Origin of the sequence: Lentzea indica, from assembly GCF_012184385.1 — a bacterium.
In the GTDB taxonomy this organism is placed as follows: domain Bacteria; phylum Actinomycetota; class Actinomycetes; order Mycobacteriales; family Pseudonocardiaceae; genus Lentzea; species Lentzea indica.
The window spans coordinates 1-10,454 of sequence record NZ_VSRL01000290.1; the positions used below are offsets into that span (position 1 = coordinate 1).

Consider the following 10,454-nt stretch of genomic DNA (forward strand, 5'->3'; position numbering starts at 1 on the left):
GTCGCGTGGACCGTCGGCGTCGGCGCGCCGCGCTGTTCGTCCTGGTCTGTGCCTCGTGATCGCCGTCCGCCGCTCGATCGCGAACCCGTTGCGGAGCCTCACCGACGCGGCGGGCGCGGTGGCCGATCTCGCCGGCCGCGAGCTCGTGCGCGTCTCCGACACCGAGGTACCCGACGCGCAGGTGGCACGGCTCAGAGAGATCGACGTGTCGTCCGGCAACGAGCTGGGCCGGCTCGCCGAGGCGTTCAACCGCGTGCAGGGAACCGCGGCGCAGCTCGTGGAACGGCAGGCCATCACGCGACGCAACGTGAGCCTGATGTTCGCCAACGTCGCCAAGCGCACGCGCAGCCTCGTCAGCAGGCAGCTCGCCCTCGTCGACGAGCTGGAACGCGACGAGCAGAACGAGCGGCTGCTCGCCAGCCTGTACCAGCTCGACCACCTCTCCACCCGGTTGCGGCGCACCGCCGACAACCTGCTCGTGATCGCGGGCACCCGCGAGGACGGCAGGCTCGCCGGACCGATGGAGCTGGGCACCGTCCTGCGCTCGGCGCTGGCGGAGATCGAGGACTACCAACGGGTCCGGCTCGGCACCGTGGGCAAGATCACGATGCCGTCAACCCTCGGGACGGACCTGATCCTGTTGTTCGCCGAACTGCTGGAGAACGCGACCTCGTTCTCGCCACCGGAGTCCACTGTGGAGGTCGGCACCACACGCGCGGCCGACGGCTCCTGGGTCGTGAAGATCGTCGACCACGGCATCGGGATGAGAGAGGCCAGGCTCGCCGAGGAGAACCTGCGTCTGGTGGAGCGCGAGCGGCTGGACATCGCGCCGACCAGCGTCCTCGGCCTGTTCGTGGTGGGCCGGTTGGCGCGCAGACACTCGCTCACCGTGGAGCTGCTCCCGACCGGGGGCGGCGGCGTCACCGCGTGGGTAAGAATCCCGCCCGATCTGCTGACGCAGCAGGAGGACCTGCCCGCACTGCCACCGGCTGCGCCACTGGCACCGGTGCAAGACGGAGACTTCGGCTGGTTCATGGACGACGCCACGACGACCTTGCAGGAAGTCCGCGCCCAGCCCGACCACCTGTCGGGCGAGCTGTCCACCGAGATCACGCTGATGTCGACGGCCATCGCGCGCGTGGCGGTCCTGCCGCAACCCGTTCCAGCGCCCGCGATCGCACCGGAGAGCCAAGGACGCGCGGGGCTGACCCGGCGTGTGCCGGGAGCCAACCTCGCACAGAGCCTTCGCACCAGCACCTCGGCGGCGCTGGCGAAACCCGCTCCCGAGAACACCGCCTCCTGGCAGCAGCGCGACCCCGCCGCCGAACGAGCCGCGCTCGACGCGTTCGCGAACGGTCTGGCACTGGGCGCCACCGCCGGAGCAGGCACCCAACCGACGAAAGAGAGCAATGAATGAGCACGCTCCCCGCCGCACGGACCAGCGTCGAGGCACAGAACTTCAACTGGCTCGTGACCCGATTCGCCCAGGGCACCCCAGGTGCACTGGCCGCGATCGCCGTGTCGTCCGACGGTCTGCTCATCGCGATGTCGTCGGACCTGGTGCGGGAGAACGCCGACAGGCTGGCGGCGATCTCCTCGGCCGTGCTGAGCCTGGCCAACGGCGTCTCCGACTGCCACCCGCTCGGCGCACCGGACAAGGTCATCATCGAGCTGGGCCACGGCTACCTCATCGTCTGCACGATCAGCATCGGCTGCGCCCTGGGCGTGCTGGCGTCCAAACAGGCCAGTCTCGGCACGATCGGCTACGAGATGGCGATGTTCGCCAACCGCGCCAGCGCCGTCCTCACCCCACAGGTGATCGAGGAACTCAAGTTCACGGTCGGGCGGTAGGACATGCCGGACCGAGACGTCTCGCTGCTGCGGCCGTACCTGCTCACGTCCGGACGGACCGAGCCGATCGACCGCAACCTGGAGATCGAGACCCAGGTCCTGACCAGCGAGCTCGGCGCGGCGTCCTACGCGGGCCTTTCGTTCGAGCGCCGCGACATCGTGGCGCTGTGCACGAAGACCATGTCGGTGGCGGAGGTCGCCGCGATTCTCGGGCTGCACATCGGTGTGGCCCGAGTCCTCGTGGCGGATCTGGCCGCGCTCGGGTACGTCGTCGTTCACAGACCGATCGCCGGCCTCGCCGGCGACCCCGCCATGATCGAGAGGATCATCCGCCGCCTTGAAGCCATCAGTTGAGTCCCGCACCCCGACGCCGGTCAAGATCATCATCGCAGGCGGCTTCGGGGTCGGCAAGACGACTGCGGTGTCATCCATCTCCGAAATCACGCCACTGCGCACCGAGGCGGCCATCACCACGGCATCCGAGGACGTGGACCGCACCGGCCACGTCCCGGAGAAGACCACGACCACTGTGGCACTGGACTTCGGCTGCATCACGATCGACGACGACATCAAGCTGTACCTGTTCGGCACACCGGGCCAGGACCGCTTCGGCTTCATGTGGCGCGACCTGGCACGGGGCGCGCTGGGCGCGCTCGTGATCGTCGACACGCGGCGCATCGACGAGTGTTATCCGGCCGTCGACTACTTCGAGAAGGCGGGCCTGCCGTTCGTCGTCGCCGTCAACCTCTTCGAGGGCAGGCTCAGCCACGCGGTGGCGGACATCCGCTGGGCGCTGGCGATCGGGGACCACGTCCCGTTGATCACATTCGACGCCCGCGCGAAACTGTCGGTTCGCGACGCACTCCTGACCGTCCTGCGCACCACGCTGGAGCGCGCGACTTCCCAGTAGGACTGCGGAGTCGATGTGCGCGGCTTCAGGCGGTTCGCGGCGACCGTGCTCGGCGAGACCACCGCCGATGCCGAGACCGCCAGCGCGGAGGAGCTGGAGACGGCAGCCCACCTGTGGCTGATGGGCTCCTGGCGGCGCAGCACGGCAACCCGGCCGATGCACGACGTCGATTTGCTCGTCAGCCGGGCCGACCACGACGACGACAACAACACCGGCGAGATCCTTCGCCGGTTCCGCAACCTCTACGCACACGCCGACTTCCCCGGCCCCGAGAAGCGCACCAGCGTGCGGATCGAGTGCCTCTCCGCCCACGCTGACGAGCAGGTCGACGTCCTGCCCGTGTTCGAGCACTGCCCCGCCGAAGCCGCCGAACAACCGCCGAGTGACCGGTTCCGCCAGTTGGCGCGGCTTCTGAAGTGGCACTTCGCGCACGAGAGGGTCGCTGCCAGCAACCCCGGAGACCAGGACGAACATGGCGATCGGTGTCCCCGGTCTTGGCATATCGAGCTGTGGCTTCTCCTGCTCGCCGCCGAAGCGCCCGAGATCGCGAAGGACGGCCAGAACCACACGCGTGGTGGGTGGCTGGCCGAGACGGCGGACACCTGGTGCACCGCCGAGCACGACACCGTGGTGGTGTACCTCCCGCAGCTGACCGACGACCAGGTCGTGAGCGCGTGGCGAGTGGCGCGAGACCGCTTCCAGCAGACCCAGGAGAAGGTGCGGCTGCTGGAGAGCTCGTCGCTGGGAACGGCCCGGTCGCGATCGGCACGTCGCCGCACCGCCCCCAGCGCCGTACGAGAAGTGCTGAAGCGGGTGAGAACCGACCCGGATCCGCAGTGACCAGCCAGCCGTGCGCCGTGGAGGCGACACGCCTGCGCCGCCTCACGCCTGATTCAGCAGCTCAATCCAAAGTTGCCCGCCGAGCTGGAGGCCTTCGCCGAGCCCGCTCGTCGCTCTGGGCGTCGGCAAGTCTCCGCGCCGTGTTCCCGATGTCGTCGTGGGCCCTTCCGACTGGGAGGACACGACCCTGGACCCGAGCGAGATCGCCCTCGCGGTCGAGATCGTCTCGCCCGGTGAGTCCGCCAGCCGCGACTACATCACCAAGCCCCACGAGTACGCGGCGAACGGCATCCCGGTTACCTGGGTGATCGACATCCAGCAGGACCGCGTCTCGCTCGCCGCGTTCGTGCTGACCGACACCGGCGAATACCAGGTTCCCGAGCTCGAGTACGGCGTGTTCACCGGCGAGGTCGCCGGCATCACCGTGAAGATCGACCTCGACGCCCTCACCGGCCCGAAACGCTGACCGATCAGCCAGCCAGCCGACCAACGGCACGGCAACCGTCCTGACAGGACTCCTTGTGTTGATCGCGCTGTCGTCGTCGCTGTTGCCTACGTCGTCATCGGCGTGATCATCGCCAGAGTCGGTGCGAATCTGGTTCTGCGTGAGCGCCCGGCGCTGCCTGACGCTTCTCTCGCAAACCTGGACCGCCTTGCCGCGGCGACCATCGTCGTCTGGCCCGGCTTCGTACTGCTGGCCATCGCTTATCGCTGGTCGCCCCAGGCCAAGGCGTTCATCGTGAACTACGTCGACAGCCCTCCGCGCCGTCCTAGCAGCGAGTGACGCCGGACTGGCCGTTCAGGCGAGTGAGGGTGATGACGACCACCGAGGCGTTGGCGCGGTGACCAGGCTCGCCGCGCTCGAGTGCGCCGTGAACAATCGCCTCCGCCACCACGCCCGCGCCGGCGTGGTGGTGCTCGCGCACGATCTCGGCCATGCCGTCGAGATCGAGGGCATCGTGGCCGCCGTGCGTGGTCAGCAGCACCAGCTCGTCGTCGGTGAGCTTGTCCTGGACCGTGCTCACGTCGCACCGGGCCAACGTGACGCGTTGCAGGAATGTCGTAGGCGGCGGCCTCCTGCTCGGTGCGGCCGCGTGCGCGCAGCTGCTGGCCGTGGGTCTGGTCCTCGGTGAGCTCCACGAGCTCGCTGCCTGACCAGGAGTAGGCGCGGGCCCGGCCGACGTGGGCGATCTTGACCGGACGACCGGGGCGGACCACCGCGATCGCGCCGACGCCGTCGACCGGCACGAACTCACAGCCGGGATCGGCGAGCATCCCGCCGGCCGTCATCAGGCCCAGCACCGGACCGCGCCGGGCGCCGATCCGGACCGCGGCCGCCGCACACGCCCGCATCGTCGTGACCGTCTCGATCGCTGTGCCCTTGCCGTCGAGGACGGCGGCCGCGACGGTGCCCGCCGTCTCGAAGTACTCGACGTCCACCACGTCGGCGTTGCGCTCCTGGTCACCAGGGTGGGTGGCCGAGGCGACGGTGACGACCACGTCCTCGTCGACGCCGGGCGCGCGCAGGTTCCAGGTCGAGGTGGTGATCGCCGCGGTGGTGCTCGTGCTGGTCATGTCGAAGCCCTTCAGGTCGGACGCGCAAGGTGATCAAGCTGCGTCAGCCTCTCCCTCAGGTGTGGGGAAAGCGTGGTGAAAGCGTTGCGGCCGAACGTTGAATCGACGTTGGCTCGATGTTGGCTACGCGGCACCGCGAGTCAACAACGAACTGGGTTTGCGCTGGTCCAGACGCCATGAGCAGTGTTGAGCGCCCTCAACATCGGCCTCGACGTCGAGTGGAGTGGACAGCCTCGGCGGCCGGTCGCCGCTCGTAGCCGAGCAGGTTCAGGTGCCGTGCAGGTGGGCGGGAGCCGGAGCCACCGGGCATTCAGGTCTCGGACTGCAGGTCAGCCAACGTGAGGTCGGGGCGGACCCGGTGAACGGTCGGGCGGAGCCTGTTGGTGAAGGCGTGTACGAACCCTTCCGCCTCGACCTCGACGACGAGCCTCGGGTGGACGGGCTTGTACTCGGTCTCGCCGCGGCTACCGAACTGGCCGGTGGACACGCGAACGGGTGGTTCACCGGTGAGGTCGAGATGCGGTCCGGCCTGAGCCCGCACGGTCGGCGACAGCGGCTGAGACAGGCCGATGCGGCGCAGTTCGCCGCTGGCGTCGGGACGGGCGAGCAGGAGTTCGGCGGGTGAGCTGGGGTTACCGGTGACGCCGATGACGACCGCGTCGACGACACGGTGTGCCGGACCTTGATCCAGTCCCCGTTGCGTCCAGCCCGGTAGGGCTGGTCGAGTCGTTTGATCAGGCAGCCCTCGATGCCCACAGCGGAGACCTCGGGCTGCATCCAGGCGAGGGCCTGGTCCCGGTCGGTGGTGCACGGGGCGAGCTGCAGCGGCGGTCCTGGCAGATCGCCGTGCGGAGGTCGTGGTCGCCTTCGGCGAGCAGGTCGAAGGCGAGAGGTAGATGGTGATGCCGGCGGCGACGCGGCCGCGGGGCGTGCCGGTCAGGGCACAAAAGTCCAGGCGGCCGTCGCGTAGGGCGACGATCTCGCCGTCGAGTTTACCGACCGGCGACGCGCTCACATGGGCTGTCACGATGCCAACATGTGTGCAACGTGGTATCCGCCGTCAGATAGCTAGGCGAGAGAAATCACTCGTTCGAGTCGATGTTCCGCGTCTCATGATGCGGGTCGCCGTAGTGGTTATTCCGGCTGGCGTGCGAGTACCTGGTCTCGGCGAAGGTGATCCGGCCCGGGCCGGATCATCGTTGTCGAACGTGTCGCGCACGCTCGTCAACAAGCGCAGCGGGAGACCTATCAGCGGCCTGGCCCCCGAGTTGGCCAGGCCCGCTGCGCGGGGCTAGACGTGGACCCGCAGATTGGAATGACCCGGTTGCGGTGGATCGCGCCCCGCCCGGTGGGGGCATCTACATGTCGCATCACTGGTGAGAGCCAATCGTCAGGCCATGATCATTGGGACCTCACTTGCGCCGCATCCGAGCCTGTTCATCATCGAGTTGAGCATCTATCCGTTGTGTCTCAAACGCAACTGTCATCCTGCACGTCAGAGCGTGGCTGGCCCGACACGATCACTGAGAACGGTCAGGTTTCGGCCAGCGAACCCGGCTGCTCGACATGATGATCGTCTGGTTCGCAGATCACGCGGTAGGACAAGTTGGTGGCGGCCGGTCCTGACAATCGTCGTGCCCGTGCTGATCAGCACCGCGACGGCGGTGACGGTGCCGATCAGGGTGCTGGCCCCGATACCGCACAGGACCGGCTCGACACCATCCACACGAGGTTGGCTGTGGGCGCGGGCATCGGTGCCCTGATCACCCTCGCCCTGGCACTGCGCCGCCAGCAGGCCACCGAGCACGACGCGACCGAACGCCGCCTGACCGAGCTCTACGTCAAAGCCGTCGATCAACTCGGCTCGGACAATGCCGCCGTCCGCCACGGCGGGTTCTACGCCCTGGAGCGCGTCGCCCAGGACAACCCCGCCCACCGCCAGACCATCGTCGAGGTCATCTGTGCTTACCTGCGCGCCCCCTACCCCCTGCCCACCGACACACCCACCACGCACAAGCTCACCGGCCTGCGTACACCCCTGCGCCTCTCCAAGGCCCGTGCCCGAACCGAGCAGTAACCCCACCGACCCCCCAATCGGGAGCACCGGCCAGGAGCCACGCCAAGAACTCGAAGTCCGGCTCACCGCCCAACGCATCCTGCGCACGGGGTAGGCCTTCGATCGCCTGCTGCGGCGTGATTCCGGGCTCGCCGCTGACCGCCAGCATCCGCAGCCAATCCTCGGGCAGCTCGCGCGCCGATGGCCGCGGCACCGGTCGGAGTTCGCCCGCGCCGTCCGCGCGCACATCGTCGCCAGCGCGAGAACGCCTTCGCCACCACCGCATGGCCACACCTGTCAGGTACGTGCGTTCGTCCGAACCTCGTTGGCGGACTCCCGGAAATCACGGAAGGTCATGGAAATTTCGCCCGACGGAGTGGTGGCGTGCGTCATCGTGTGGGAAGCGGGATCTTCGGTTGCGTGTACGGACGAGAGATCGACAGGATGTCGGTAGTGCGACAACGGCGCGGAACGACACAAACGGGCCTGATGGCCGGTGGAATTGTGTTCCGGTCGTCACACGACGTTTCCGGTGTAGACCGACACGTCCCGGCCGGATGCTCCTATCACGGTGTCACGCCGTGGCATGCGGTCCACGACGGCCTCCGAAGGCCGAGGTCGGCCCGCGCCCGCGAGGCTCGCGGGAACCTCGGTCGCGCCGGTGTCGCCGCGAACGAAAACGTGATTCATCCTGAAAGGACTTCCATTCCATGACCGCCGACGTCGCAGATTTCGGGCAGTACGTGGCCGCCCACGACATTCCCCCTCTCGACTGGACGCGCGACCTGAGTGCCGCACTGTTCAGGAACTGGGACGACCGCGCCTGGTTCTTCAAGGGCAACCAGTGCGTCTGCGTGAAGATGGGCTCCGACGAGGTCGTCACCGGCCCGGGCTACATCGAGGACCTGTGGACCTCGCTCGCGCAAACCATCTACGCCGACGGATTCGACGCCGCACTCTCACGCATGGAGGAGGACGCGGCGTTCTTCTTCAAGGGATCGCGTACGGCACGGATCTTCATGGGGGCCGACAAGATCGACTACAAGGGCAGCGTCGGCGCGATCTGGCCGGCGCTCGCCGGCACGTCGATGGAGAACGGCGTGGACGCGGCGTTCGCCCGCGACTACAACGACTTGGCATGGTTCTTCAAGGACGACAAGTGCCTGTGCACCTACATGGGATCGGGGAAGGTGGCCCACCCGATCGACACGATCACGCAGTACTGGCCCCACCTGGAGGGCACCCGGTTCGCCCAGAAGATCGACGCGGCCCTGCTTCGCGGGACGGGCGACGCGGTGTGGCTGTTCACCGGCGACCTGTGCGTCAAGCTTAAGATGGGTTCGGGGGAGATCATGCAGGGTCCCAGCAGGATCGCCGACGAGTGGGCGTCGCTGGCCCGGCTCTCGCGCCTGCGCTGACCCGCCGCCGTCGGTGCGGCACGCCCCGACGTCGTCGATGACCATGCCCGCCGCGCCGGACGCGTGAGGCCGGAGCGGCGGGCGCCGGGGCGTGGCGCCGGGTGATGTGTGGAACCATCCCGGGCATGGCTCGTCGAGGAACGCTTCACACAGCTTGATTCCGTGGTCGCACATCCTGGAAGCCAAATCGAAGATGGCGCCGCCGACGATGCGCTTGAACCCGGGACTCCAGTTGAGGAATTCCAACACCCAAACCAGGGACTGATCCCGTATTCATCTGAATACAGGAAGTGATGATCGCGAACGTAGCAGCAACAGCGCGTTACCCGACAACACGGGATACGTCACGTGTTCGGCGTGCACCACGACGGGGCTCGGCGTCGGAGCGGCGATCACCTTCCGGCGTGCGCACGAGGCCCAGCTACTCACCACGCGACCCGGTTCCGCGGCGTGTCCTCGCGCCACGTGGCGGGCAGCATCACAAGCAGTCAAACCCCGGCCCAGGTTTGAAGAACCTCCACGCGGGCCTGCCACATTTCAAGGCAACACGTCACCTTTCCCACGGGTCTCCAGGTCCGCCAGTACGGCAGTCCTGGCCACCGCACCGGGCGATGCCGGCGGTGGCACGAGACTGCTCGTCCTGGTCACCGGTTTCGGTGGCGATCGCCAGCGCCTCGCGGTAAGCGGCGGGGGCGCCGGGGCGGCTGGCCGCGTGCAGGGCTTCGGCCAGCCCGTTGAGCGTGTTGGCCTCGCCGTACCGGTGGCCGGTCGCGCGGAAGATCTCCAGGGCCTCCTCGAGGATCGCGATGGCCTCCGCCGGGCGATGCAGGCGGACGTAGACCTGGCCCAGGTTGGACAGCGCCGCGGCCTGGCCGTAGTGGTGGCCCAGGTCTCTGAAGTGGGAGAGCGCCTCGTGCAGGTGCGCTGCGGCAGCGGTGTGCCGGCCCAGGTACATGTCTGCCTCGCCCAGGTTGGTCAACGCGCTCGCCTCTCCGGCGCGATCGCCGAGTTCGCGGAACAGCGCTCGCCCCGACGCCAGCGCGTGGGCGCCTCGGCGTAGTCGCCTGCCTGGCTCTGCACGGTGCCGAGGTTCGTCAGCACGGCGGCCGTGCCGTGCCGGTCGTCCAGCTCGCGGTACCGCGCTAGCGCCTGCTCGAGGTAGCCGATGGCTGCGTCGGTGTCCCCCAGCCGGTCTTCGACTATCCCCAGGTGTGACAACGCGCGTGCTTCGCCGTGCCGGTCGGACCGGTCGCGGTGCAGGCGCAGGGACTGGCGCAGCCGGGCCGCCGCTGAACCGTAGCGGCCGAGCAACCGGTGCACCGCGCCGAGGTTGGTCAACGCTCGCGCCTCGCCGTCGCGGTCGCCGATCTGCCGTGCCGCGCGCAAACCGTTGGTGTGCACGACGAGCGCCTCGGAGTGGTACCCGGCTTCGAGGTAGCGGTACAGCATCTCGGCCAGACGCATCGCGTGCTCCGGTCGCTCGTGCCCGGCGGCGAACACGCAGAGGTCGGTCAGGTTGGACCGTTCGGCATCGAGCCAGGCGCGCATCCTGGCCGGGTCGGCCACCTGTGGCGTCACGCCGGTGGCCGGCCGCCGCTCGGGTAGACGACGTCCATCGCCGCAGCGGTTGACGTCAGATAATGGTCCAGCAGCCGGTCGAACGCAGCCGACCGCTCGGGCGGCTCGTCCTGCGCGGCGAGCTCGGCGGCGTAGGCGCGGAGCAGGTCGTGCATGCTGTAGCGGCCGGTCCGGTCGCGATCGACCAGGTGCGCCCGGACGAGGACGTCGAGCAGCCGGCCCTCTG

Annotated in this window: 16 protein-coding genes; 10 read left to right on the forward strand and 6 right to left on the reverse strand. The window is 68.5% G+C overall.

The genetic code is table 11. The features are described 5' to 3' along the window. From FXN61_RS42180 to FXN61_RS42210, 7 genes are all read left to right on the forward strand, one after another. Positions 1 to 1,417: HAMP domain-containing sensor histidine kinase (locus FXN61_RS42180; protein WP_312878422.1), on the forward strand; the 1,417-nt coding region annotated here is incomplete at its 5' end. Next, the gene (locus FXN61_RS42185) at positions 1,414 to 1,851 is read left to right on the forward strand and encodes a roadblock/LC7 domain-containing protein (protein ID WP_167979455.1); all 438 of its coding nucleotides are present in this window, start codon (positions 1,414 to 1,416) and stop codon (positions 1,849 to 1,851) included. The genes FXN61_RS42180 and FXN61_RS42185, both read left to right, overlap by 4 nt. A 3-nt stretch (positions 1,852 to 1,854) precedes the next feature. Next, positions 1,855 to 2,205 carry a DUF742 domain-containing protein gene (locus FXN61_RS42190; RefSeq protein WP_167979456.1) on the forward strand — a complete coding sequence of 117 codons (351 nt, stop codon included), beginning with the start codon at positions 1,855 to 1,857 and terminating at the stop codon, positions 2,203 to 2,205. After that, entirely contained in the window at positions 2,189 to 2,761 is a 573-nt protein-coding gene (locus tag FXN61_RS42195; RefSeq protein ID WP_167979457.1) for a GTP-binding protein, read from the forward strand. The genes FXN61_RS42190 and FXN61_RS42195 overlap by 17 nt, the downstream gene beginning before the upstream one ends. A gap of 15 nt (positions 2,762 to 2,776) precedes the next feature. Beyond that, the gene (locus FXN61_RS42200) at positions 2,777 to 3,601 is read left to right on the forward strand and encodes a nucleotidyltransferase family protein (RefSeq protein WP_167979458.1); all 825 of its coding nucleotides are present in this window, start codon (positions 2,777 to 2,779) and stop codon (positions 3,599 to 3,601) included. 115 nt (positions 3,602 to 3,716) lie between these two features. After that, positions 3,717 to 4,067 carry a Uma2 family endonuclease gene (locus FXN61_RS42205; protein ID WP_188136076.1) on the forward strand — a complete coding sequence of 117 codons (351 nt, stop codon included), beginning with the start codon at positions 3,717 to 3,719 and terminating at the stop codon, positions 4,065 to 4,067. Positions 4,068 to 4,169: 102 nt separating this feature from the next. Beyond that, a complete protein-coding gene (locus FXN61_RS42210) occupies positions 4,170 to 4,385 on the forward strand; it encodes a hypothetical protein (RefSeq protein WP_167979459.1) in 216 nt (71 codons plus the stop codon). Here FXN61_RS42210 and FXN61_RS42215 read toward each other — a convergent pair. Then, a complete protein-coding gene (locus FXN61_RS42215; protein ID WP_167979460.1) occupies positions 4,372 to 4,626 on the reverse strand; it encodes a PP2C family serine/threonine-protein phosphatase in 255 nt (84 codons plus the stop codon). The two genes, FXN61_RS42210 and FXN61_RS42215, sit on opposite strands and share 14 nt — an antisense overlap. Positions 4,627 to 4,793: 167 nt before the next feature. On the opposite strand from FXN61_RS42215, the gene FXN61_RS42220 reads away from it, so the two are divergent. Beyond that, a complete protein-coding gene (locus tag FXN61_RS42220; protein WP_167979461.1) occupies positions 4,794 to 5,255 on the forward strand; it encodes a hypothetical protein in 462 nt (153 codons plus the stop codon). A 231-nt stretch (positions 5,256 to 5,486) separates the two neighbouring features. Here the strand turns inward: FXN61_RS42220 and FXN61_RS42225 are convergent, their stop codons facing one another. Beyond that, positions 5,487 to 6,203: a hypothetical protein gene (locus FXN61_RS42225; RefSeq protein WP_167979462.1), complete on the reverse strand. Its 717-nt coding sequence runs from the start codon at positions 6,201 to 6,203 to the stop codon at positions 5,487 to 5,489. A 582-nt stretch (positions 6,204 to 6,785) separates the two neighbouring features. Between FXN61_RS42225 and FXN61_RS56015 the strand changes: the two genes are divergently transcribed. After that, the gene (locus FXN61_RS56015) at positions 6,786 to 7,253 is read left to right on the forward strand and encodes a hypothetical protein (RefSeq protein ID WP_188136075.1); all 468 of its coding nucleotides are present in this window, start codon (positions 6,786 to 6,788) and stop codon (positions 7,251 to 7,253) included. Positions 7,254 to 7,748: 495 nt separating this feature from the next. Here the strand turns inward: FXN61_RS56015 and FXN61_RS42235 are convergent, their stop codons facing one another. Then, positions 7,749 to 7,922, reverse strand: a complete 174-nt coding sequence (locus tag FXN61_RS42235; protein WP_167979463.1) for a hypothetical protein — start codon at positions 7,920 to 7,922, stop codon at positions 7,749 to 7,751. Between the two features lie 20 nt (positions 7,923 to 7,942). Between FXN61_RS42235 and FXN61_RS42240 the strand changes: the two genes are divergently transcribed. Continuing rightward, complete coding sequence (locus FXN61_RS42240; RefSeq protein WP_167979464.1) at positions 7,943 to 8,650, forward strand: hypothetical protein; 708 nt, start codon at positions 7,943 to 7,945, stop codon at positions 8,648 to 8,650. Positions 8,651 to 9,200: 550 nt separating this feature from the next. On the opposite strand, the gene FXN61_RS42245 is transcribed toward FXN61_RS42240, so the two are convergent. From FXN61_RS42245 to FXN61_RS42255, 3 genes are all read right to left on the reverse strand, one after another. Then, positions 9,201 to 9,629 (reverse strand): tetratricopeptide repeat protein, encoded by a 429-nt coding sequence (locus FXN61_RS42245; RefSeq protein ID WP_167979465.1) that lies wholly within the window; start codon positions 9,627 to 9,629, stop codon positions 9,201 to 9,203. Continuing rightward, complete coding sequence (locus FXN61_RS42250) at positions 9,626 to 10,228, reverse strand: tetratricopeptide repeat protein (protein ID WP_167979466.1); 603 nt, start codon at positions 10,226 to 10,228, stop codon at positions 9,626 to 9,628. Before FXN61_RS42250 ends, FXN61_RS42245 begins: the two co-directional genes overlap by 4 nt. Continuing rightward, on the reverse strand, positions 10,225 to 10,454 hold a 230-nt coding region (locus FXN61_RS42255), incomplete at its 5' end, for a hypothetical protein (protein WP_167979467.1). The genes FXN61_RS42255 and FXN61_RS42250, both read right to left, overlap by 4 nt.

Coding starts and splice junctions, on each gene's coding strand:
- FXN61_RS42185 (WP_167979455.1), top strand. CDS start 1,414: ATGAGCACGCTCCCCGCCGCACGGACCAGCGTCGAGGCACAGAACTTC.
- FXN61_RS42190 (WP_167979456.1), top strand. CDS start 1,855: ATGCCGGACCGAGACGTCTCGCTGCTGCGGCCGTACCTGCTCACGTCC.
- FXN61_RS42235 (WP_167979463.1), bottom strand. CDS start 7,922: ATGAATCACGTTTTCGTTCGCGGCGACACCGGCGCGACCGAGGTTCCC.
- FXN61_RS42240 (WP_167979464.1), top strand. CDS start 7,943: ATGACCGCCGACGTCGCAGATTTCGGGCAGTACGTGGCCGCCCACGAC.